Source organism: Collinsella aerofaciens, from assembly GCF_025289055.1.
GTDB lineage: Bacteria > Actinomycetota > Coriobacteriia > Coriobacteriales > Coriobacteriaceae > Collinsella.
Genome location: NZ_JAESIQ010000009.1, coordinates 57,670 through 80,372, shown reverse-complemented (window position 1 = coordinate 80,372; position 22,703 = coordinate 57,670). Strand labels below are relative to the sequence as shown.

Below are 22,703 nucleotides of genomic sequence, written 5' to 3'. Positions count from 1 at the left end.
AAGCGGTCGGCGGGGCCATTGTGGCTCTTGACAGCGGATTGGGTCATATGAGCGAAAACCCACCTGAGCGAGCAAGGTGACGTGAAAGAGGAGGGCATTGACCTTCTGGTCATGCCCGACGATTGAACGTCAGATTGCCGCTTAGGGGCGTTTGCAGCGTCGAGCAGTTACGCGGTTCGTAGAACCGCGTAACTTACAAAATGAGCATGGCGTCACCAAAGCTGAAGAAGCGGTAACGCTCTTCGATGGCAGCGGCGTAGGCATCCATGATCTGCTCGCGGGTGGCAAGCGCGCTCACGAGCATCATGAGCGTGGAGCGCGGCACATGGAAGTTCGTGATCAGCGCATCGACCACGTGATAGGTCGAGCCGGGCATGAGGTAAAGCTGCGTCGTGGCGTTCTCGCGCACCACGATGTCACCGCGGCCAAGCGTATCGGCCCCGTCCTCGCGGCCTTCAAAATAGCGCGCCGTCACGGCCGGATCGGACACCGGCGCGTCCGTGTCAAACGCGCTCTCGAGCGAGCGCACCGCCGTGGTACCGACGGCGATCACACGATGGCCCTCGGCCTTCGCCTTATGCACGGCGTCGACAACCTCCTGCGACACGTGATAGCGCTCGGTGTGCATCACGTGCTGCGCGGGGTCGTCCTCCTCCACCAGACGGAAGGTATCGATGCCCACCTCGAGCTCGACGGCGGCAAACTTCGCGCCCTTGGCCTCGATAGCGGCCATGAGCTCGGGGGTAAAGTGCAGACCCGCCGTAGGAGCGGCAGCCGAGTGCTCCTCCTTCATGGCGTAGACGGTCTGGTACTTCTCGGGATCGCCCTCGTAATCGGTAATGTAGGGCGGCAGCGGCACGTGGCCGGCCGCATGGATGGCCTCGTCGAGCGTGCGCGGCTCGCCGGCGGCATTGCAACCGGCCGGCTCAAAGCGCACCAGACGGCCACCGCGGCTATCGGTAACAAAGTCGACGACCTCGGCCGTCAGCACCACGGGCGCGCCCTCGGGCGCATGGGCGCCGCCCGCACGATACTCAATCTGAGCACCGGGCTTCAGGCGCTTACCCGGCTTGACCAGGCACTCCCAGACATGGCCCAGCGGATCCACATCCTCGCGGCGCTTGAGCAGCAGCGTCTCGACCACGCCGCCCGAGCCGGCCTTGTGACCGATCAGGCGGGCCGGCATCACGCGCGTCTTGTTGATGACGAGCACGTCGCCCGGCTCGATATAGTCGATGATGTCGCGGAAGATGCGGTGCTCAACGGTACCGCCGTGCTCCAGAGGCGTTCCCGCCTGAGAGCCCTTGCGATCCACCACCAGCAGCCGGCAGGAATCGCGCGGCTCGGCAGGCGCCTGGGCAATCAGTTCCTCGGGAAGGTTGTAGTCAAAATCATCGGTACGCATAGACACGTCGGATACTCCTTATATAGCTAAAGTCCGCTCTACATCCTAGCAGGCTGACGTCCCAAATGAACTACTTTTTGGCGGCTTTGCGCTCGTCGCGGATACGGGCGCGGTCCATGGCCGCCTCGACAGCCGAGAAGCGGCAACCACAGTAGTTCTGCCGATACATGCCAAGCTCGCGCGAGCGGCGTGTCGCCTCGGGGTAATACGGGCGAAAATCGCGAATCACCGGGGTGAGACCGCGGGCGGCAGCCAGACGCTCCAACACATCATTGCAGGTTTCGAACAACTGGTACGGCGAGACGGCGAGCGTCGTGCCCACAAACTCAAACCCGCGCTCCTGGGCCACGCGGCACGCCTCGGCCAAGCGCAGGGCATAGCACGCGCGACAGCGACGAGGCCGATCGGCACCCAGCGGCGCCACGCCGGTCTCCCAGCGATCGCGGTCCTCCCCCGCCTCGATAAGCTCGATGTCGCCATCGGCACACCACCGGCGCAGCTCGTCCAAACGCCGCTGCCATTCATCGTGCGGCTGAATATTGGGGTTGGTCCAGCAGATTGTGGGCTCAAACCCTTCCTCGCGCAGCAGGCGGACCGGCTCAAGAGAGCACGGCGCACAGCAGGCGTGCAACAACAACGGCTTCATCGACATCTCCTCACCCGAAAAAGCGCACGCCGAAGGACGTGTCCTCGCAGGCGACAATGCGGCGGTCGCGCAAAATGGTCCGCACGTAATACCAGTCGCCCACACAGCCCGACAAATGCAAGCCGGCCGCCAGGTAGCACAGCAGCGGATAGCCCGAGAACGCAAACCCCAGGGCAAACGCTGTCGTCACAACAACCGTCGGCGCCAGGCAAACTGCCACGTACCGCCAGCGCGAATACACCACGCCTTCGGCGCAGGCATAGATCATCGCCGTCTCGCGATTCGCCCCAAAGGTCACCTGCGCGCCCGCAGGCGCCAGCAGCTTAAAAAACACACCGTGCACCAGCTCGTGCACGGCAAATGACGCCGCCGAAACCGCAGCCAAGCCGACTATCCAGCCCAAGACCGTGGTCCAGCCGCCCGCGTCAGCCGCATCCAAGTCCGCAGGCCCGCCCATCAGCATAAACACCGGCACCAAGCACACGGCAAATGCGCCGAGCACGGCCATCCCCCACACAAAGCAGGCGTGCAGAAAATCCTCGTCCTCAAACGCATGTATGTTGGAAATCTCATTCATAGCATCTTAGGATAGCGCCCCTGCCACGCACCCGCCCGCATGTGCGATAATGTCGAACGATATGCACGAATTGACCACCGCGTCGCCAGGCCTTGCGCCCGGCCGCGCTCTCACCATATGCGAAGGAGTCCCATGGCATCCAAATACTCCATGAACGACCGTCCCAGCTGGCCTCGCCGCGCCATCGTTACCGCCGGCGAGCCCTATGGCAACAAGGGCCTTCACTTTGGCCACGTTGGCGGCGTCTTTGTCCCGGCCGACTTCTTCGCCCGCTTCCTGCGCGACCGTCTGGGCCGCGAGAACGTCATCTTCACCTCGGGCACCGACTGCTATGGCTCGCCCATCATGGAGAGTTACCGCAAGCTCAAGGAGAACGAAGGCTACGATAAGTCCATCAGCGAGTATGTCGAGTCCAATCACTCCCGCCAGGCCGCGACCCTCAACAACTACAACATCAGCTGTGACATCTACGGCGGCTCGGGCCTTGAGCCGGCTGCGCAGATTCACAACGAGGTGACCGCCGAGATTATCAAGCGCCTGCACGAGCAGGGCACCATCTCCAAGCGCTCCACGCTGCAGTTCTACGATGCCAAGGCCGGCACGTTCCTCAACGGCCGTCAGGTGATCGGCCGCTGCCCCATCCAGGGCTGCAAGTCCGAGAAGGCTTATGCCGACGAGTGCGACCTGGGTCACCAGTTTGAGCCCGAGGAGCTCATCGCGCCCAAGAGCCAGCTCACCGGCGAGGTGCCCGAGCTGCGCCCGGTAGACAACCTCTACTTCGACCTGCCGGCCTACCTCGACTTTATGAAGACCTATACCGCCAAGCTAGCCCAGAACCCGCAGGTTCGCTCCGTGGTCTCCAAGACCATGGAGGAGTGGCTGCTGCCGGCTCAGCTCTATATCCAGAACAAGTTCCGCGAGGCCTTCGATGCCGTCGAGGATCAGCTTCCCGAGCACACCGTGCTGGAGCCCGAGGGCAACAAGAGCAGCTTTACCGTCACCTTCCCCAGCTGGAAGGAGCGCGACGACGCCCACGCGGTGCTCGCCAACGGCGGCGTGCGCTTCCGCAGCGGCAAGGCGCTCGTGCCCTTCCGCATCACCGGTAACATCGACTGGGGCGTTCCGGTGCCCCAGGTCGACGGCGTCTCCGACGTCACCTGCTGGTGCTGGCCCGAGAGTCTGTGGGCGCCCATCAGCTATACGCGTACCGTGCTCGCGCGCGATGCCAAGGCCGCCGGCGTGACCGAGGGTGTCGCCGCCCAGGATGCCGCTCTCATGGGCGAGCCCGCTGCCGACTCCACGCAAGTGCCCGCGCCCACCTACCAGCACAGCTCGCTCGACTGGCGCGACTGGTGGTGCTCTGACGACGCTCAGATTTACCAGTTTATCGGTCAGGACAACATCTACTTCTACTGCATCGCGCAGACCGCCATGTGGGAGGCCCTGGGCTGGAACCTCACGCAGAGCACCGTCAGCGCCTGCTACCACCTGCTCTACATGGGCAAAAAGGCCAGCTCGTCCTCGCAGACGCCTCCTCCGCCGGCAGACGACCTGCTCAACCACTACACCTGCGAGCAGATGCGCGCGCATTGGCTGTCGCTCGGCCTGTCCGAGAAGCCGGTAAGCTTTAGCCCCAAGGCATATGACACACGTGTGACCGGCAAGGACAAGGACGGCAACGAGGTGCGTGCCTGCGACGACAAGCGCGTCATCGATCCGGCCCTTAAGGAGAGCGCGCTGTTGACCGGCGTGTTCAACCGTCTGGCCCGCAGCTGCTTCTACGGCGTCGCCGTCAAGGAGGGCGACGAGAGCCCCTACCGCAACGGCTGCATCCCCGCTGGTGCCGCTTCTGACACCGTGGTCGAAGCCGCCCAGCAGGCAACCCTTGCCTTTGAGCAGGCCATGTACAAGTTCGAGACGCACCGCGCGCTTGCCGTGTGCGACGACTACCTGCGCGCCGCCAACAAGCGTTGGAGCGACGCCTCCAAGGCCGCCAACAAGCTCGAGGGTAACGAGGCAAACGCCGCCATGACGCAGGCCCTCGTCGACGCCTTTACCGAGCTGCGCGTGGCGACCGTGCTCATGCACGGTATTGTGCCGGCCGGCTGCGAACTCATCTGCGAGTACTTCGACGTCGATCCGGTCGCCTTCTTTAGCTGGGATAACATCTTTGCCTCCACGGACGAGTTCGTAGAGAGCCTGGGCGAGAAGCCCGGCGACCACCGCGTGAAGCCGCTGCCCCCGCGCTTCGACTTCTTTAGCAAGCACGAGAGCCAGTACTAAAGCACGCCAGCAGCGGCGTGCCCGGAAAGTAGTCAATTTGGAACGGGAAGGAAAGACGGATGTCCAAGCCGCGTCGTCGTAAGCAGAAAAAGCAGGTCAAGGCCGAGCTCAAGCTCAGGCAGTTTGCTGCTACCGAGCTTTCCGACCAGCTTGCCGCCCAACACTCCGCCGCCGACCTGCCGCGCTTTATGGTCGACACGGTCGCCGGCGCCTATGCGCCCGCCGATGCCAAGCTCATGATCGAGGGCTTCGGCGCCGCGGCCACACGCCCGGTCACGCTGCGCGCCAACACGCTCAAGGCGACCGCCGAGGACATCGCTGCGGCGCTCGATGCCGCCTGCATCGCCCACCAAACCGTTACCTGGTATCCGGACGCCTTTATCCTGCCCGAGGCCCAGGTTTCAGATCTGTGGGATCTCGACATCTACCGCGACGGCAAAATCTACCTGCAGAGCCTGTCATCCATGATGCCGCCGTTGGTCCTGGGCGCTCAGGCCGGCGAGGACATCCTGGACATGTGCGCAGCCCCCGGCGGCAAGACGACGCAGATCGCTGCCCTCACCCAGGGACAGGCGCACCTCACCGCCTGTGAGATGAGCATTCCCCGCGCCGAAAAACTCGAGTCGAACCTCCACCGCCAAGGTGCCAAAAACGTGCCCGTCATGCGCATCGACGCACGCGAGCTCGACGAGTTCTTCCGCTTTGACCGCATCCTGCTCGACGCTCCCTGCACCGGCACGGGCACCGTTATCAGTGGCAACGAGAAAAGCCTGCGCGGCCTCACCGAGCAGTTGCTGAGCAAGTGCGCCCGCTCGCAGCGAGCACTTCTGGACCGCGCCATGGGGGCCCTCAAACCGGGCGGCACGCTCGTCTATTCGACTTGTTCGATCTTGCCGCAGGAAAACGAAGACGCCCTGCAAGAGGTCCTCGACAAGCATATGGACTGCGAACTTATCCCCCTCGACGGCACGCCGAGCGAAAGTGAAACGCTCCGTGCTCAGGAAGCTGGCGAAGAGCCACACATCGAGATCAACGCTCTCACCGAGGCCATCGCCGCCGGCCACGTCTCGTCCGTCGCCAACGGTATGCCCGGCACGCTGACCATTCCGCCCAGCCGCGACTTTGAGGGCTTCTACATTGCCCTAATCCGAAAACGCAGCTAGCGCACGGATCCAAAACTCAACAAGCTATTTCTGTGCGCGTTTGCCCTGCTGGTCGCGATGCTGTTTAAGCATCGCGCGCTCCTTGCGCTCGGCCCTTTTGCCCTTAATGGCCGTGACCACAAAGTAGATGACCGCGGCGGCAACGATTGCGCCCACACACAGGCCAATCGAGCCCAACATTGCCGAAAATTCCATACCGCGTCACCTCTCTTTTAAACGGGACTTTCAAGATAGCACCTCGATCCCCGCCACCACAGCTCCTTCACGTTCGCCTGCCCTTCGGTCTAACGGATGGCGCGGCGGGGAAAAATCAACTCGTCAAACGATTTAGCATTCGCAATTCCGGCTGCATCGTGCCGGCCGTCGTCACACAGAATCGAGTCTCCATGGACACCCTCAACGACCTAAACGAGCGCGTCGACGCCTTTGTCGGCACCAGCTCCTTCGACACGCCTGCCGCGGCAAACGACCAAGCTCCCATCGATGTGCCCGCCGAGGTTCACGAGGACATCGTCGCCTCGGTCGATTTCTCCGAGGTCGAGCTCGCAGACGAGTTCACCGAGCCCCAGGTAGCCGTGACTCCCAACGGACTGCTCCCCATGGAGCCGCTGCCCATCGACGGGCGTTTGCGCAAGGCGGCCCTCCGCATGCCCGACGAGATCGAGGAGGCCAGCGGCTTTACGCTCTTCGGCCGTCGTATCAAATCGCTCATCTACACCACCGATGTCGCGGTTATCCGCAACTCCAACGCCGACGCCGTCTTTGCGGTCTACCCTTTCACGCCGCAGCCCGCCATTACGCAGGCACTGTTGACCGTCGCCGAGTGCCCGGTCTTTGTAGGCGTGGGCGGCGGAACTACGACCGGCAAGCGCTCCGTGCAGATGGCAGCCGTCTCCGAGATGCAGGGCGCGGCGGGCTGCGTGGTCAACTCCCCCGCCACTGCCGAGATGGTCGAGCACATCACCAACATCGCCGACATCCCCGTCATCGCCACGGTCGTACGTTGCGACGATGATGCGCATGCCAAAGTGCGCGCCGGAGCCAAGATTCTCAACATCGCCGCCGGCAAAAACACACCCCAGGTCCTGCGTGAACTGCGCGAGCACTATCCCAACCTGCCGCTCATCGCACCGGGCGGCAAGACGCCCGAGAGCATTCGCGAGACCATCGCCGCCGGCGCCAACGCCATCATCTGGACGCCGCCTTCGGCCCAGCAGCTACAGGCCGACATGATGCAGCGTTATCGCAAGATGAAGGAAGACGCCACACCTGTCATCTCGCGCGACGATGTGCCCATTATCGACCAGGTCGCCGCCGCCGAAGTCAGCCAGGTCGAGAACATGAATCCCGACGTGCCGATTCCCGACGAAGTCATCGAGCGCGTCGCTTCGATCCACGAGCGCGTCGAGGAGCATCGCGCCAATCGCGGCCTCAAGCCGTCACTGCACGGCTTTTTCTTCCGCGGAAAGAAACGCTAGCCGCAACAGCAAGGCCCGCCCCACAAACGTGAGACGGGCCGTTTTCGTTTGAGCAATCATGCAGCAACGTGATGGGGCAAATTAATCCACGCGCTTGTCGCCCATAAAGAAGAGCGCCACCGTACCAGGTCCGGTATGCGAGCCAATCAGAGTACCGATGTCATTGATCTCAATCTTGCCTTTAAGCTGCGGAACCTGTTCCTCAATCAGCGCCGCAACTGCCTCGGCATCCTCGCGGCACGCCGAGTGCGACATGATGCACTTACCCGAATAATCCGTACCGCCCTGCACGTGTGCCATCATGGTCTTAGCCATCTCGGAAATCGCGCGCTTCTTGGTGCGAATCTTCTCACGCGGCGACAGCTTACCTTCGCAATCGACCGTCATAAGCGGGCAAATCTTAAGCGCCGTGCCAATGATCGCGCTCGCAGCCGAAATGCGACCGCCTCGTAGGTAGCTCGACAGATCGGTCGAGAAGAACCAGTGGTGCAGGTTGAGTTTGTGCTCCTCAATCCAAGCGGCCGTCTCGTCGAGTGAAGCCCCGCTATCGCGCACATCGGCGGCATATTCCAGCAACAGACCAAAGCCCGAAGACGCCCCCAGCGAATCGATGACGCGCACCTTGCCGCCCTCGGGATAGCGATCCGCAAGCATCTGCGCCGCGACGCAGGCCGATCCATACGTGCCCGAAATACCCGACGACAACGTCAGGTGCAGCACGTCTTTACCCTCGGCAACAAACGGCTCCCAAAACTCCTCGTACTCACCCACGCTCACCTGAGACGTCTTGGGCATGGCGCCCGCGGCAATCTGGGCAAAAAACTCGTCCGGCGTAATCGACTGATACAGATCGTCCGTATAGACAACATCGTCGATCTCGTAATGAAAACACACGACAGGGATATTGCGCGACGCAAAGAACTCACGGGTTCGATCGGCGGCGGATTCACAGGTCAGGACAAAATCACTCATATGAGGCTCCTTACTCATTGCTGCGCAAATTATCGCACAGTGAGCCTACATGCGGTACATATGTCCACTATTTACCAAATCGAACCAAAAATAGTGAACATCTTTACCACCATCGTCTCCACCGGCCCCACGCATAAATATCTGAAAAAACACCCTCTGTCGTCTCCACCCAACCGCCATATCTACCTCAACTAAATCGATTTACCAAACCGTTCAGCCGACAATTCAGCCGCTGGCGCAAAATCGAAACAAAAGCGGCGCATACTGATAAACGTTTGACGCTGTTTATCAGTTTTACCAACCATATCGGAAGGTGTTTCATGGTCGCATTCGATCGCAACCCGCAAGACTTCAAGTATCTGCGCCTGCTGTCGAGACAGTTCCCCACCGAACAATCCGCATTTACCGAAATTATCAACCTCTCGGCCATCCTCAACCTACCCAAGGGCACCGAGCATTTTATGAGCGACGTGCATGGCGAGTACGAAGCCTTTATGCACATCCTCAACAACTGCTCGGGCGTCGTGCGCGAGCATGTCGACGAGATCTTTGGCGACACGCTCTCCTTTGACGAAAAGGGCGAGCTGTGTACGCTCATCTACTACCCGCGCGAGAAGATCGATCTTGTCCGCAGCCAGCGCGAGGACTCGCCAACCTGGTACAGGACGATGCTTGACCAGCTCATCATGGTCGCACGCTCGCTTTCAAGCCGCTACACGCGCTCCAAAGTGCGTAAGGCCATCCCGCGCGATTACGCCTACATCATCGACGAGCTGTTGCACACGCACCCGGACGAGAACAACTATCGCGTGCGCTATCACGAGCGCATCGTGGAGTCCATCCTGGAGACCGCCAGCGCCGACGACTTTATCGAGTCGCTCGCCTCGCTCATCAAGCGCCTGGCCGTCGACCACCTGCACCTGGTGGGCGACATCTTCGACCGCGGCGGCGGCGCGGCCAAGATTATGGACCGTCTGCTCACCTACCATTCACTCGACATCCAGTGGGGCAACCACGACCTGCTGTGGATGGGCGCTGCGGCCGGTGAGCCCGCCTGTATCGCCACGGTGTTGCGCAACAACCTACGCTACGACAATTACGAAATCCTGGAGAACGATTACGGCATCTCGCTGCGTGAGCTTGTCGCCTTTGCCGATGCCACCTACACCGCCGGTGAGTCCATCACCCCGCTGATCAAGGCCATCAACGTGCTGCTCTTTAAGCTCGAGGGCCAGATTATCCAGCGCCACCCCGAGTTCGATATGACCGACCGTCTGTTACTCGACAAGATCGAGCACGACACCGGCACGGTCACGCTCGCCGACGGCAGCGTATGGCCGCTCACGACCAACGACTTCCCCACCGTCGATCCGGCGGACCCCTATACGCTCACGTCTCAAGAGCAGCACATCATCGACAAGCTCGTGTCCGAGTTTGTCACCGCCGATCACCTGCATCGCCATATCGATTTCCTCTACACCCACGGCTCGATGTACAAGGTCGCCAACGGCAACCTGCTCTTCCACGGCTGCGTTCCGCTCAACGAAGACGGTACCTTTAGCAGCATGAACTGCCTGGGCACCTGGCACGCCGGCCGCGATTATCTCGATTTTTGCGACCACATCGCCCGCCGCGCGTGGCGCGTGGGCGACCGCGATGCCCTCGACTGGATGTGGTACCTGTGGATTGGCTTCAATTCACCCGCCAGCGGACGCCTGGTGCGTACCTTTGAGCGCGCCTATATCGCCGATAAGAGCACCTGGGTCGAGCCGATGGACCCGTACTTTACGCTTACCAAGTCGCCCTCGGTCTGCGACGACATCATGCGCGAGTTTGGCGTCGCGCCCATGGCATGTTCGCCGACCGGCCACATCATCAACGGCCACACGCCCGTTAAAACCACCAAGGGCGAGCAGCCCATCCGCGCCGAGGGCAAGCTGCTGGTCATCGATGGCGGCTTCTGCCGCGCTTACCATCCCAAGACGGGTATCGCCGGCTATACGCTCATCTCGAGCTCGCGCGGCTGCCGCCTCAAGTCGCACCGGGCCTTTACGACGGTTGCCGAGGCACTCACGCGCAACGTGGACATCGAAAGCGAGACCAACCGTTTTGACCAAGCAGACCGTCGCCGCATGGTGAGCGACACCGATACTGGCGCCAAGATTCGCAGCCAGATCCAAGATCTGCGCCAGCTGCTCGATGCATATAGAAACGGTGCTATCGAGGAGCGCGTCTAGCCCCACCCGCGGGGATTGGCTAAACTTGCTGAGTTTGTCATCCCCGCGGCGCTTCGGCGCCAGCTTAAGGCAGGTACCATGCAAAAGCTCCTTGCGCAGATCATGAAATTTGGCGTCGTCGGTGTCATTGCCACGGTTATCGACTTTGGCATTATGAATCTGCTCCACTACGGTCTCGGCCTCAACATCCTAATCGCCAACACCAGCGGCTTTATCATCTCACTAATCTTTAACTACTTCGCAAGCATGAAGTACGTGTTTGCGCACAAGGAAGGCATGAGCCGCCGCCGCGAGTTCATCATCTTTGTCGTGCTGTCCGTGATCGGTTTGGTGCTCAACGACGGCATCGTGCTGGCGCTCAACGCCGGCCTGGGACTCGAGGCCAATATCGCCAAGATCTGCGCCACCGCGCTTGTCATGGTCTACAACTTTGTGACCCGAAAAATCTTCCTGGAGGGCGACGAGACAAAATAGCTCGAAACCCCTGCAGCATTACGGCGCCCACGGACGACGCGCACTCAGCGCAGTATCGTCCGTGGGTGTCGCTCGTTTACGGGCAAATTTTCAACGTTTGCGGATTAGCTCTTGAAAATTTGGCGAGTTCATATAGTTCTTGGCAAAGACCTTACGTTTCCCTTGTAAAAGCTCTAAAGTATCCTCTGCTCGATTCATCAACGCATTGGATGTGATTACGTGCGCAAGGCGCTGGCACAACCTCATACCAAGCAGTTCCTCAAGTTTGCTGTCGTGGGTCTTATCTCCTTTGGCATCGACTGGGGCATGCTCATTGCGCTCGTCGAGCTGTTCCACCTCGACTTTTTGATGAGCACCACGGTTTCGTTTATCACGTCCGTCGTGGTCAACTACTGGCTCAGCATGAAGTACGTGTTCGACCACCGCGAAGGCATGAGCCGCAAGCGCGAGTTCACGATCTTCACCATCCTGTCGGTGATCGGCCTGGGCCTCAACGACCTGTACATGTTTGTGGGCGTCACGTTTTTGAGCATCGGCTACCAGGCCATGAAGGCCATCGCCACGTTCCTCGTCACCTGGTATAACTACTTCAGCCGCCGCTTCTTCCTCGAGGGCGCACGGTCGTAGTCGATTCACTATTTGCTTGAATGTATAACCGGTTGGAATTCCCGTTCCAACCGGTTTTTTGTTTGCCGAGAGACCCGGCGACCCAGTCCCATTCGCATGAAAAACGGGCGTTCCGGATGTTGGTCCGAACCGCCCGTCTGGCGCGCTATGTCGAGGTCCCTAGCCTGTAACGTAATACCAGACCACGTTGTCGCCATTGGAGAGAACGTAGTTACTGCAGGCCGTCATGGGTTGTGAGCCATTAACGGAATAACACCAGCCACTAGTGCCGCCGTGTTCATACTCGGCAAGCCCACCAATTGCCTTCACGTATACGCCGTGATAAAGAGGCGAGTTTTCGGCATTAACAGAAAGGCCCAGCGCGCACAGGGCATCGTAGACGGTAGCGCCTTCGTTAAAGGTAAAGGTGCCACCAGAGGACACAGGATTGCCCACAGCGCTCGATGTGACCGAAACCGTCACCGTAACGTAGTTGGACTCCTGTGAGCCGCTCTGGCCGCCCGAGGAGGCGTTTCCGCCATTAGAGGATGAGGCTCCATTAGACGACTGGCCACCGCCCGAAGAAGCACCACCAGACACCTCGGAAGTATCGCCGGCGCCCGTATTCTGGGCAGCGGATTTATCGCCAGACTTCTTGCCGCCCCGGTCCTCGGACTTCTTGCTATCCGAGTTTTTGTCCGATTCCTTGTTTGAAGACTCGGAATCGTCCTTGCCGTCGTTCGAACCCTTGGACTCGTCTTTTGCGTCATTCGATGACTTGGAATCCTTGGAACTGGCCTCGCCCGAAGTCGTAGTCGAGCCAGACGCCTTGGTGTCCTTGGCGACGACGCTCTCCCCCGTCACGGTCTGAATGATCCAGTCGATGGACCAGGCACCGCTTGTGGAAGGATGGACGAAACCCAGCGAGACGACGATCAGAATGGTGCACGCGGCAGTCAGAACGCCAAGGAGCGCCTTGCGACGAGAGGCGGACGCCGCCGAAGCGGCGCCCTGTTGCTTTGCATCGTCGAACTGAATGAACGAGGAATCCGGTTGCTTGGGGTCAGCGTCCTTGGATTTATTGGACACAGCCCTCACCTACCGACGTTTGGTGAACACGAACACGCCGACGATGGCGAGACCGATGACGCCGGCGGCAACGCCAACAATGGCGAGCGGGTTGGTGCCAGTCTCCTGCTCGGAAGCACTAGAGGACTTCTTAGCAGTGGTCGTGGAAGCAGCACCCGTATCGGACTTGGAATCGGACTTCTTGTCGGACTTGTTGTCCTTCTTGTCAGACTTCTTCTCATCCTTCTTGTCGGACTTGTTTTCCTTGGTCTCGGCCTTGGTCGACACCGTCGTCTTGGTCGTCGGCTTATGACCCGGGGCGACAGCGCCGCCCTTCGAGCCGGAGCCGGAACCCGTGCCAGTGCCAGCGCCAGTGCCGGAACCAGTACCGGTACCAGAACCGCCGCCGCCATTCGAACCTGCGCCGCCATTACCGCCAGGGTTAACGGCATTCTTGGTCCACTTGGCATACAGCGTCAGATCGGCCGTCACCGGCGTGGCGAAGTCATACGCCCGCGTGCAGGCTTCATCGGTATACCAACCGCCGAAAGTGTAGCCATCGCGCGTCGGATCGGCCGGCTTGACCAGCTTGCCATCGGCCGTGGCAACAAACTTAGTGTCGCAAGCAGACCCGCCGTTGGAATTAAAGGCAACCGTCCAAGACTCAACGGCCCCAAGCTTGAACAGCGTGCCCGAGTCATTGATGTAGTACAGGTTGCCAGATGCATCGACAATGACCGGAGAGTCACAGTACTGGTAATGGCCAGCCGCATCATAAATCTGCGTCGCCTCTGCATCGCCGAGCGTATAGCGATACACCCCACCACCAGCAGAGTAGCTGACGTAGTCCTTGCTATCCGCGCTATTAACGGTGAAGTACACATAGGTCTTGCCGCCCTGAACACTCACCAGCGGAGTAGCAGCAATACCGTTAAATCCGGCCGGTAGCTCTTTACCGTCAGCAGCGGTGACCATCGTGGTCTTACCAGTCTTCAGATTATAGAGAACCAGAGCAGAGCCCGTAGCCGTCTGCCCACCGACAATCAAGTTGTCGCCAGACATCGCCGGGGCGCTCATGTTATTCGTAAGACCCAGGTCGACCGTCTTCTGTTCACTCAGCACGCCCTTCGCCGAAAGCGAAATCACATGGAGCTTTCCGTCGTGCGTCATCTGATAGAAGGTCGAACCATTGGACGGATCGGCAATGCAATCGGCATTTGCGACAGCGCCGAGCTTCATGGTCGAAACGACATCGCCCGTCGTCTTATCAATGCACTTAAGCGTACCCGCGCTCGTAGGAACGATGGCATACTTATCCGTCAAAGCCGCACCAGTCCAGTAATAGCCCTCGGCAGGGTCAATGTTCTGCCAAGAAACTTCGCCCGTGGCAATCTTAATGCGCATAAAGGAGCCGTTGCCGTAGGTCGCGTTGTAATTCTCGTCATACGAAATATCGACCGAGCCTACATAGACGTACTCGCCGTCCGAAACGACGGTGCAGGAGCTCTGCGTCAAGTCCGTCAAACCAGGCGTCAGCCACTTACAGATCAGCTTGTCTGCAGTAATCGCCTGGACCGCACCGCCGTTGAGCGGAACGATGATAAGGCCATTGGTATAGATCGGACGAGAGGTATAGCTCACCTTGGAGGCAAGCGGCGCAGAGGCAACCTTTTTGCCCGTGGACGAATCGATCTTAATGAGCTCTTTCTCGGTCGCGATGTACACAAAGCCGTTAGCGATGACAGGCTCGCTGCAGTTGGCATACTGCTGACCAGACTCGGCCTTCCAATCGAAGGCCCACTTAAGACCGGCGGCCTGCGCAGGCGTCTTGGCATCCGTTACGGTCGAACCGTTGCCACTGTTGCCGTAGCCGGCCCACTCGGCATCCCAATCAGGAGTCGTCGCGCTCGGATCCACGACAATCTTGTCGGGATCGGGCATGGGCGAATTATCGGTGGTATAGGCAAGCGTGACCTTATCGCCGCTCTTGAGCGTAATCTGATTGGCGCAGAGTAAGGAGGGCTCTCCGTTGATATACAGATGCCAATATTTATTGGTCGCAGCATCCCAACCATACGGCTTGTGATCGAACGGCGAAGTAATGGAATTCAGGAACCAGTACTCACCACTCTGGGAGCCGTTGTACGCAACGCCCTTGGCCTTCAGAACTGCCTCAATAAGGTTCTGGGCCGTGGAGCCTTCGGGCAGAGAAACATTGCTTGCCGTGCCCCAACGCGTATTGTTCCCGTTGACATCGGGACCGATAACATCGGCGGATCCAAGCACCTGACCGGGGAGGGCATCGGCGTCAGCACCATACATAAAGGTGACGGCGTCACCCTCCTGGAGCTTGTAGGCACCGGCGCCAACGTCGGCGAACTTGCCATTTACGTAGAAGCGCCAATAGCTATTGGTCGCAGCATCATAGCCACAATAGGACTTACCATCGAAGGGCGAATAAATGCCGTTGAGGAACCAGCCCCAAGACGATTCGCCAGCATCGAGAGTAAGGCCGACCTGCTCAAGAAGATCCTTGGCAGTGGAGCCTGCCTTGAGACTCGTCTGACCCGTCGAAGCCCAAACCTGCTGCTTGCCGTCCTTGTCCTTACCGAGAACCTGAACAGAAGCATGGACAGAATCGGACGGCAACTGGTCGCCCCAGCCACCGTAGAACCACGTGACGGTATCGCCGGCATGGATGGTGACATTGTCCGCCGTATAGTCACTCGACTTGCCGTTGATGAACAGCTGCCAATAGGTCGAATAATCTTGGGGCGTACCCAGCTCAACACCGTTGTACTTAAGGCTCAGAATGAAGGAGCCCGCAGCAACGGCGTCAATGTCGTTCGCCTCGAGTGCGACCTTCGTAAGATCAAGCGCGCTCGAACCGGACGTCACCACATACCGCGCATTATCGACCCAAGTCTGAGTCTTGCCCTGGGCATCGCGACCAATGACGGTCACATTTGCGGCAACCTGGTCCTTAACGACAGGGGACGAGCTACCAGCCGTATAGGCAAACTCAATCTTCTGCCCCTGGGTGAGCTTGACGCTGCTCGCGCCAACCGAGGAAGACGCGCCGTCGACGAACAGCTGCCAGAAGGCATAAGTCGTCGGATCGTAGGCAAGCGTGCGACCATCGCTCGGGGATGTGATGCTTTCGAGGTAGAAACCGTATGCCGTGTTCGGTTCGTACTTCGCCTTGAAGCCCGTCTTCTCCTGCAGCTTAATGAAGGCATCCGCAGCCGTCGCGCCCTCGTCGAGCTTGAGCTGCGTAGGCGCCACCCAGGTCTGAGCCTTGCCGTCAGCATCGGTGCCGATAATCGAGAACGAGACCTCGACCTGCTTCTTGGCGACATCGCCGGTTTCTGTCGGGTTCTCTGTCTGAACGGCAGCCGCGGCGGCAGATCCCGCTTGGCCAGCGGATGCCGTCGAAGACTGCTCGCTCGTGGCAGGGCTCTCCCCCGTCGCCGAGCCTTCGTCGCCAGTTGCTGCCTCTGTTATGGCTGCACTAGCTGCAGGCGCGCCCTCGGAATCAGAAACCTCGGCGCCGCCCTGCTCAGCGGTACCGCCCGCAAGCGCTGCGTCCTCGCCCGGCGTCGCAGTCTGAGCCACAGCCTCGGCAATGCCCTCGGCGCCCTCGGCCCACAGCTGAGCCGGTGTGGTGCCAAAGGCCATCGCGAAGGCCAGGAATGCCACCAGGCCGCGCTTGGCTACGCCGCGCGCAATTGCGCCACGGCGATGCGAGACGCGCTGGCGCTCGTCCTCAAACATATCCATTTGTCTCCTACTGTCTGTACTTGGAGCGTTGCCTTGAGACTGCCCCACGTCATCGCGCATGTTGCGCTCGAGTTCCCCCATCGGGGACCCCCTTCCCTCCAGAGCCCTATGCACACCGGCGGCAAAAGCCGCAGCCGCATGCAAGACGGGAGGCGATCCGACTTAACCTTAACGACTCGGGCACGTCGTCCGATCTGCGACGCGAGCATCCCGAGCCAAGAGGAATTACGGTTACTGGTACAGCCGGGGACTTGCACCCCGATTCTCCCAAATGCGCAGGATAACCGCGCATTCGTGCGTCTCCGCACCACCATCTAGGCCATCGAGTATTACCGTCGAAATGGTATCACGCAAAAGGGCCTCGCACGCAGGCGAAGCCCAAGGTAAAAGCTATTGTTTGCGATAGGAAAATGCGGTGACGGCCGCAGCCTCTAGTGCTTGCCGCCGTGACTGTTGAGCCAGATATTGCGGCCCAGCATAAGCGCCAGCACCAGCGCGCTCACGTAGCCCATAAAGCCAATGACCGGGATACCAAACACAACCGGCTCGATGCGCGCGTAGTACACCACCGACGAACCGATAAACAGACCGGCGATCACAATTGCCATCGACATGCGGTCGATAATCCCACCTAGCTGTCGCAGCGCCTTATCGCTACTCATGATCTGCGTGTTCACCTTAAGCTGGCCGCGTGTGAGCATGCGCGAAGCCAAGCCCAGATACTCGGCCGCCTCGAGCGAGCCCTTCGCCGCGCGATAACTGCTCGCTGCAAAGTCGCGGCTCATCTCGCGCATGCGCGCATAGGTGCTTTTCTCGTTTTTAATATGCGTCTGGATGATCTGGATCATGTTGACGTTGGGCATGTACTCGGTCAACAGGCCCTCGAGCGTCACCATGCCGCGGGCGAACATCGTCACCACGCTCGGCAGCTCAACGTCATTTTTGCGCGCGAGGTTTAACAGCGAGGTCAAAAACTCGCCGATATCCAGGTCTTTAAGGTCGAGCCCGGCAAAGTCGGCAACAATAAAGTCCAAGTCGGACAAAAAGGCCGAATGGTCAAGCTCGGCCGAATCGCCGCGCGTCACGGCAAAGCGCATGAGCGAATCCTTGAGCTTTGGCACGTCGCCCTCGGCCACGGCAAAGATCATATCCTTGACGATGCCACGGTCGTGGCTCGACATGCGTCCGACCATGCCCAAGTCGATAAAGTAGACAATTCCGTCTTTGAGGATGATGTTTCCCGCATGCGGGTCGGCATGGAAAAAGCCGTCGTCGAGCACCTGCGTCGAATAGTCCTCGACGATTGCGGCACCGATCTTTTCCAAGTCATAGCCCTCGGCCACTAAGCGTTCAGGATCGGCGATCGAAATGCCGTCGACGTAATCCATGACCACCACGTGCTCGGTGCACAGGTCCAGATAGGATTTAGGGCACGTCACGCCATGAACGCTCTTATGGAACTCGTAGAAGTCGTTGAGGTTTTTGGCCTCGGCCAAAAAGTTGGTCTCCTCGCGAAACGAGGTCCACAGCTCCTCGACTACGCCGTGCAGGTCAACGAATTGATCGGTATTGACGAACTTGGAAACGATACGCACCACCGAGCGGATGATATCGATGTCCTGTGCCATAACCTGCTGCGCACCGGGGCGCTGCACCTTGACGGCCACGTCCTCGCCCGTCACCAGACGAGCGCGGTGCACCTGCGCGAGCGATGCGCTACCAAGCGGATTGGGGTCGATCGCATCGAACATCTCCCCCAGGCGCAAGCCGTATTCTTCCTCCAGACAGCGAAGCACTACCTCGTACGGCACCGGCTCCACGTCGGAGCGCAGACGACGCAGCTCGTCGCAAAAGCGTTGCGGCAGAATCTCGGACCGGTTGGCCAGAATCTGCCCCATCTTGACGAACATGGGGCCGAGTTCCTCGAGCAGGCGGCGCAAACGAACCGGCGTGAGGTTATCCCACACGCGGTACTTTTTGACCAGGCGAACGATCTGCCCAATGCGTTCGCGACGGCCCGCCGGCGTGAGCTGGTATTCCTCGTCCGGCGCCATCGCGTCGGGCTCCTCGGGCACCATATCGACAGCGCGCGGCTTCTTGCGAGCGCCCGAGACGGCGGCATCGACCTCATCGACAACCGCCGCCTCGTCACCCAAGGGATCTAGATTGTTGTAATCGGTGGTGGAATCTGCCATCTGCGCTGCTACTCGGCCTCTTCGGTATCCTTCGCATCGTCGGGCTCAACGGACTCAACGGGCACCGAGGTCACGTTGTCCTCGACTGAATCGACGATGTCGCGCACATGGGCCAGGAAGGCCGTGCGCTCGGGGGCGGTCATGACGCGGACGCGAGCAAGAATGAGCTCGTCGAGCACGCGCTGGGCCGCGGTCTCGCCCTGCATGCCCAAGCGCTCGGTCAGGTCGGAGATGGTGCCGCCGGCCTGCTCGAACATGTCGGACACACTGCGGGCGATATCGGGGGTGGCGGTGTCCTTGCGGACCTGCTCGCCTTTGGTGTTAAGGTCGTCGAGGACCTTCTTGCCGCCTTCGACAGCAACGGCGGCAGCGCCAAAGCCCACGTTAATGGCGCCGTTAACAAGCTGATCGAGTTTCATAACCATGGTTATCTCCAATCACAAACAACTGCATTGGCGTTCTTGTACCCAAGATTGAGCGAAAGCGACAAAGCGTTTTAGCGCTATTCGATCGACGGGAAATCCCTACCTCACGTTGTCGTTCATCGCGAAAGAGTTCTTCATGGCGCAGCTCGTGGTGTAGAGCACCTTGCCCAGCAGGGCATCGGTCTCCACGCGCACAAGCTCGGCAAAGGCCTCGTTGGCGCGTGCAAGCTCGGCAGGCACCTCGGCCTCGGGTAGCGCGGCTACGGCAGCATCGACGTCATGGATCTGCTTGTGGCCCATGCCACCGACCTTCTCCTGATAATCCTCGACCGCGCGACCGCACTCATGGAAGCGGACGTCGGCCAGGGCGCCGATCAGGCGGTTGGCCCAGTAGAAGTTTTCGGACGTCACGCGAGCCTGCGTGTCGGCATAGTACTCGGGCATGGTCTCGACGTTGGCGTACAGCGGGACCAGCGCGTTAAACGAGTTGGAGCCAAAGGCCATCCACTGCACGGCGCGATACGCCGGCTGCGCATAGGGGCGCAGCTGCAACACGGCGAGCTGGCTGTTGCGGTTGATGCCGATGGGGCGATAGGCGCCGCGCGTAGCGGGCGTGCCCTTGCTGCCGTAGCAGTCGTACTCCGTGCCCTGGTAGTGGCTCGAGAGTACGTACTTGATGTCCTCGATGGTCACCTTGCGCTCGGGCACACGGCTCCAGGGGATGTCGTCGCTCTCGGGCGTGTAGTCGGCGTCGGGGCCATCCCACACGTCGCTGGGGTTGAGGCAGCGCTGCATGTACCAGGCGCGCGGCGTGTTGTAGACGTGGTCGCTGTCGCTGTGCGAGCCAAAGGCGTCGCGTGGGTTAAAGACCGCCGCCGGACCGTCACCCTCGACGCCCAGCGTCAGGTCCAGATGCCACTCGCCCATCCAGGCGCGCAGGTCGGCGGAGCACATGTGGTCGGCCTGGGCGCCCTCGGCGTCATCCAGGTCAAAGCTGTCGATACCCAGTTGGTTGGGCATGGTCACATAGGCGTCATCGGGCACACGCTTGGCAATCCAGTGGTGACCGCCGATGGTCTCGAGCCACCAGATCTCGTCCACGTCGCTAAAGGCGATGCCGTTGTTCTCGTAGGTGCCGTAGCGCTCGAGCAGGTCGCCCAGGATACGAACGCCGTCGCGGGCGGACTTGGCATACGGCAGCACCAGGGTCACCATGTCCTCCTCGCCCAGGCCACCAGGTTGCGCCGGCACATAGCCGTCCTCACCCTCGTTGCCCTTGGCGGGCACGTAGTCCACGAGTGGGTCGGCGCCGCGGACGCGCTCGTTGGTGGTGAGCGTCTCGGTTGCGGACATGCCCACATTGAGCTCGTTGAAACCGGCCTCGGCCCAGATGCCGTGGCCCGGGACAACATCGGGGACGCTCGTGTAGCGCATGGGGTTATCGGGCAGTTCAACGGTCAGGTGACTCAGGACGCTCGTGTAGACGCGCGGCTGCTCGTCGGGATGCACCACGCGCATACGCTTGGGCTCAAACACCCCGTTGGACGAGTCCTCGTTGCGGGCGACCAGGGTCGACCCGTCGTAGCTTGCGTTCTTACCGACCAGAATCGTTGTGCACGGCATGCGCATCCTCCTTGAGCGAAGAAATCAAACGGCAACAGTGTATCGCTTCGGCGCAGAAAGGGCGAAACCGCAACCCTTCAGGACCCCTCGGGGCCCCTGTGTGCAAAAATGCCTATTTCAATGCGCGCTCGGCCGCTTCGATCACGTGTTTGGCGAGGATCGCCGTCGTCACAGCTCCCACGCCGCCCGGCACGGGCGTGATGGTGTCAACAACCGGCTCTGCAGCATCAAAATCAACGTCCCCGACCAGCTTGCCAGCGGCCTCGTCCCAATTAATGCCAACATCGATGATCGTCTGGCCCTCGCGAACCGCGTCCACGCCAATCGTGCGCGCGCGTCCAACGGCCGCAACCACAATATCAGCCGCACGGCACTCGGCAGCAAGGTCGCGCGTATGCGTATGGCACGTCGTCACCGTGGCATTGCGAGCCGTAAGCATGGCGGCAACGGGACGACCGATCACCAGCGACCGGCCGACGACCGCGACCTTGGCCCCATCCAACTCAACGCCGTAATGGTCCAGCAACGCCAACACGGCCTCGGCCGTGCAGGGAGCAAAGCCCTCGCCTCGCCCCGAAAGCGTGGTGAGCAGCGAGGCCGGCGTCATGGAGTCAACATCCTTGGCGGGATCGAGTGCCGCAGCAACCGCATCCTCGTCAAGCCCAGCGGGCAGCGGGCGAAACATCAGGCAGCCGTGAACGGCGGGATCGGCATTGATGTCCTTAATAGCCGCCAGCAGCTCATCTTGCGAAACATCGGCGGGAAGCAAAATGCGTCGAGCCTCGATGCCAACCTTCTCGCAGCGCTTGAGGGCGCCGCGCTCGTAGGATAGATCGTCCTCGCGCTCGCCCACGCGAACGATGGCCAGCGTCGGCACAACGCCGCGCCCGCGCAAAGCCGTGCAGCGAGCGGCGAGTTCCTCGGTCAAAGCACGGGCAACGGGAGCACCCTTGAGCAGCTCTGCCATGGCTATTTCCTCTTCCTTGCGGCGTCGGCAGCGCGGCGCGCCAGTGCATCGGCGCGCGGCAGCCACGTATCCAGCAGCTCATCGCACGCCGCCTCAAGTTCCTCGGCGTGCGCCCGGTCTTTCATAGATGTGGTGTTGGCAAAGAGCGTCAGGCTCGCACCCTGCATGGCGGCGCGGCAGAACACGGCACCGCACGCCACGTCGGACAGCAGTTGGCGCGAGCCCTTGTCTGCCATGTCCTCGAGCAGCGCCAACGCGCGCCCACAGGCATCCATAATGCGGTACGGCGGCATGGCGGCCACGTGCAACGCGTCCTGAATCGCAGCCGGTCGAGCCGGGTCCTCGCGCGGAATACCGTACGCCGCAGACACCTGGCCGTACGCACGAACATCCTCGGCGACCAAACCCACAAGCTCCTGTGCCAACTCGTCTGCCTGGGCAAACGCGCGCGTCAGATCGTCTGCGCGATCGACAAGCGCGGGATTGGTCACACCGTAGCGGGCGACCATCCCGCAAAGCGAGGCGCCCAGTGCGCCCACAAAGGCGCTCGCACTACCGCCACCGGGAACCGGCTCGCGAGCAGCCAGCGCTTGGGCAAACTCTCGACAGGTTTTATCCATCATCTCTTGGCTCATACGCACGCACCTTCAAGTCATATACATCGGTCGGGTGGCAACCGCCGACCGACCGCATCAATCACATAATGGTGCTAAGTCTAGCCCATAAGTACATGAGCGTCAGCGCACCTGGCCATCGCGGATTTCTATGACGAACGATAGGCGTCGGCACCGCAAACATGGGACA

The 22,703-nt window shown here is 60.7% G+C and carries 18 protein-coding genes; 6 read left to right on the top strand and 12 right to left on the bottom strand.

Translation table 11 applies throughout. The features are described 5' to 3' along the window. Positions 1-193: 193 nt before the first annotated feature. The 3 genes from queA to JMJ97_RS04080 form a co-directional block, all read right to left on the bottom strand. Entirely contained in the window at positions 194-1,405 is a 1,212-nt protein-coding gene (queA, locus tag JMJ97_RS04090; RefSeq protein WP_260699261.1) for a tRNA preQ1(34) S-adenosylmethionine ribosyltransferase-isomerase QueA, read from the bottom strand. 70 nt (positions 1,406-1,475) lie between these two features. Further along, a complete protein-coding gene (locus JMJ97_RS04085) occupies positions 1,476-2,051 on the bottom strand; it encodes an epoxyqueuosine reductase QueH (protein ID WP_260699259.1) in 576 nt (191 codons plus the stop codon). A gap of 10 nt (positions 2,052-2,061) precedes the next feature. Further along, positions 2,062-2,628, bottom strand: a complete 567-nt coding sequence (locus JMJ97_RS04080) for a DUF3267 domain-containing protein (protein ID WP_260699258.1) — start codon at positions 2,626-2,628, stop codon at positions 2,062-2,064. Positions 2,629-2,760: 132 nt separating this feature from the next. On the opposite strand from JMJ97_RS04080, the gene JMJ97_RS04075 reads away from it, so the two are divergent. Continuing rightward, positions 2,761-4,911: a methionine--tRNA ligase gene (locus JMJ97_RS04075; RefSeq protein WP_260699257.1), complete on the top strand. Its 2,151-nt coding sequence runs from the start codon at positions 2,761-2,763 to the stop codon at positions 4,909-4,911. A 59-nt stretch (positions 4,912-4,970) separates the two neighbouring features. Further along, entirely contained in the window at positions 4,971-6,074 is a 1,104-nt protein-coding gene (locus JMJ97_RS04070) for an RsmB/NOP family class I SAM-dependent RNA methyltransferase (RefSeq protein ID WP_260699256.1), read from the top strand. A gap of 24 nt (positions 6,075-6,098) precedes the next feature. Here JMJ97_RS04070 and JMJ97_RS04065 read toward each other — a convergent pair whose 3' ends face one another. After that, complete coding sequence (locus JMJ97_RS04065) at positions 6,099-6,269, bottom strand: hypothetical protein (RefSeq protein ID WP_161159929.1); 171 nt, start codon at positions 6,267-6,269, stop codon at positions 6,099-6,101. Between the two features lie 191 nt (positions 6,270-6,460). On the opposite strand from JMJ97_RS04065, the gene JMJ97_RS04060 reads away from it, so the two are divergent. Further along, on the top strand, positions 6,461-7,552 hold the full coding sequence (locus JMJ97_RS04060) for a beta/alpha barrel domain-containing protein (RefSeq protein ID WP_148332085.1): 1,092 nt from the start codon (positions 6,461-6,463) through the stop codon (positions 7,550-7,552). 81 nt (positions 7,553-7,633) lie between these two features. Here JMJ97_RS04060 and JMJ97_RS04055 read toward each other — a convergent pair whose 3' ends face one another. Beyond that, on the bottom strand, positions 7,634-8,524 hold the full coding sequence (locus tag JMJ97_RS04055) for a DegV family protein (protein ID WP_260699255.1): 891 nt from the start codon (positions 8,522-8,524) through the stop codon (positions 7,634-7,636). Positions 8,525-8,844: 320 nt separating this feature from the next. Here JMJ97_RS04055 and JMJ97_RS04050 point away from each other — a divergent pair, with 320 nt between their 5' ends. The 3 genes from JMJ97_RS04050 to JMJ97_RS04040 all read left to right on the top strand — a co-directional run bounded on the left by JMJ97_RS04050 (position 8,845) and on the right by JMJ97_RS04040 (position 11,862). Next, positions 8,845-10,761, top strand: a complete 1,917-nt coding sequence (locus JMJ97_RS04050) for a fructose-1,6-bisphosphatase (RefSeq protein WP_260699254.1) — start codon at positions 8,845-8,847, stop codon at positions 10,759-10,761. Positions 10,762-10,839: 78 nt separating this feature from the next. Next, entirely contained in the window at positions 10,840-11,235 is a 396-nt protein-coding gene (locus tag JMJ97_RS04045; RefSeq protein WP_260699253.1) for a GtrA family protein, read from the top strand. A gap of 219 nt (positions 11,236-11,454) precedes the next feature. Then, entirely contained in the window at positions 11,455-11,862 is a 408-nt protein-coding gene (locus JMJ97_RS04040; protein ID WP_022095123.1) for a GtrA family protein, read from the top strand. Between the two features lie 159 nt (positions 11,863-12,021). Here the strand turns inward: JMJ97_RS04040 and JMJ97_RS04035 are convergent, their stop codons facing one another. From JMJ97_RS04035 to JMJ97_RS04005, 7 genes are all read right to left on the bottom strand, one after another. After that, complete coding sequence (locus tag JMJ97_RS04035; protein ID WP_260699252.1) at positions 12,022-12,930, bottom strand: DUF4430 domain-containing protein; 909 nt, start codon at positions 12,928-12,930, stop codon at positions 12,022-12,024. 9 nt (positions 12,931-12,939) lie between these two features. Further along, positions 12,940-16,689 (bottom strand): DUF4430 domain-containing protein, encoded by a 3,750-nt coding sequence (locus JMJ97_RS04030; protein ID WP_260699251.1) that lies wholly within the window; start codon positions 16,687-16,689, stop codon positions 12,940-12,942. Between the two features lie 431 nt (positions 16,690-17,120). After that, entirely contained in the window at positions 17,121-18,884 is a 1,764-nt protein-coding gene (locus JMJ97_RS04025) for an ABC1 kinase family protein (RefSeq protein WP_260699250.1), read from the bottom strand. An 8-nt stretch (positions 18,885-18,892) separates the two neighbouring features. After that, the gene (locus JMJ97_RS04020) at positions 18,893-19,309 is read right to left on the bottom strand and encodes a hypothetical protein (protein ID WP_117583986.1); all 417 of its coding nucleotides are present in this window, start codon (positions 19,307-19,309) and stop codon (positions 18,893-18,895) included. 99 nt (positions 19,310-19,408) lie between these two features. Beyond that, the gene (locus JMJ97_RS04015; RefSeq protein ID WP_260699249.1) at positions 19,409-20,932 is read right to left on the bottom strand and encodes a C69 family dipeptidase; all 1,524 of its coding nucleotides are present in this window, start codon (positions 20,930-20,932) and stop codon (positions 19,409-19,411) included. 112 nt (positions 20,933-21,044) lie between these two features. Beyond that, positions 21,045-21,899 (bottom strand): bifunctional 5,10-methylenetetrahydrofolate dehydrogenase/5,10-methenyltetrahydrofolate cyclohydrolase, encoded by an 855-nt coding sequence (locus JMJ97_RS04010; RefSeq protein ID WP_260699248.1) that lies wholly within the window; start codon positions 21,897-21,899, stop codon positions 21,045-21,047. A 2-nt stretch (positions 21,900-21,901) separates the two neighbouring features. Continuing rightward, entirely contained in the window at positions 21,902-22,534 is a 633-nt protein-coding gene (locus JMJ97_RS04005) for a cyclodeaminase/cyclohydrolase family protein (protein ID WP_260699247.1), read from the bottom strand. Positions 22,535-22,703 lie beyond the last annotated feature (169 nt).

What these genes read in the sequence shown, in the direction of transcription:
- JMJ97_RS04005 (WP_260699247.1), bottom strand. Translation starts at nt 22,534, where the DNA reads ATGAGCCAAGAGATGATGGATAAAACCTGTCGAGAGTTTGCCCAAGCG.
- JMJ97_RS04050 (WP_260699254.1), top strand. Translation starts at nt 8,845, where the DNA reads ATGGTCGCATTCGATCGCAACCCGCAAGACTTCAAGTATCTGCGCCTG.
- JMJ97_RS04020 (WP_117583986.1), bottom strand. Translation starts at nt 19,309, where the DNA reads ATGGTTATGAAACTCGATCAGCTTGTTAACGGCGCCATTAACGTGGGC.
- JMJ97_RS04045 (WP_260699253.1), top strand. Translation starts at nt 10,840, where the DNA reads ATGCAAAAGCTCCTTGCGCAGATCATGAAATTTGGCGTCGTCGGTGTC.
- JMJ97_RS04030 (WP_260699251.1), bottom strand. Translation starts at nt 16,689, where the DNA reads ATGGATATGTTTGAGGACGAGCGCCAGCGCGTCTCGCATCGCCGTGGC.
- JMJ97_RS04055 (WP_260699255.1), bottom strand. Translation starts at nt 8,524, where the DNA reads ATGAGTGATTTTGTCCTGACCTGTGAATCCGCCGCCGATCGAACCCGT.
- JMJ97_RS04025 (WP_260699250.1), bottom strand. Translation starts at nt 18,884, where the DNA reads ATGGCAGATTCCACCACCGATTACAACAATCTAGATCCCTTGGGTGAC.
- queA (WP_260699261.1), bottom strand. Translation starts at nt 1,405, where the DNA reads ATGCGTACCGATGATTTTGACTACAACCTTCCCGAGGAACTGATTGCC.
- JMJ97_RS04015 (WP_260699249.1), bottom strand. Translation starts at nt 20,932, where the DNA reads ATGCCGTGCACAACGATTCTGGTCGGTAAGAACGCAAGCTACGACGGG.
- JMJ97_RS04085 (WP_260699259.1), bottom strand. Translation starts at nt 2,051, where the DNA reads ATGAAGCCGTTGTTGTTGCACGCCTGCTGTGCGCCGTGCTCTCTTGAG.
- JMJ97_RS04010 (WP_260699248.1), bottom strand. Translation starts at nt 21,899, where the DNA reads ATGGCAGAGCTGCTCAAGGGTGCTCCCGTTGCCCGTGCTTTGACCGAG.
- JMJ97_RS04060 (WP_148332085.1), top strand. Translation starts at nt 6,461, where the DNA reads ATGGACACCCTCAACGACCTAAACGAGCGCGTCGACGCCTTTGTCGGC.
- JMJ97_RS04070 (WP_260699256.1), top strand. Translation starts at nt 4,971, where the DNA reads ATGTCCAAGCCGCGTCGTCGTAAGCAGAAAAAGCAGGTCAAGGCCGAG.
- JMJ97_RS04080 (WP_260699258.1), bottom strand. Translation starts at nt 2,628, where the DNA reads ATGAATGAGATTTCCAACATACATGCGTTTGAGGACGAGGATTTTCTG.
- JMJ97_RS04065 (WP_161159929.1), bottom strand. Translation starts at nt 6,269, where the DNA reads ATGGAATTTTCGGCAATGTTGGGCTCGATTGGCCTGTGTGTGGGCGCA.
- JMJ97_RS04075 (WP_260699257.1), top strand. Translation starts at nt 2,761, where the DNA reads ATGGCATCCAAATACTCCATGAACGACCGTCCCAGCTGGCCTCGCCGC.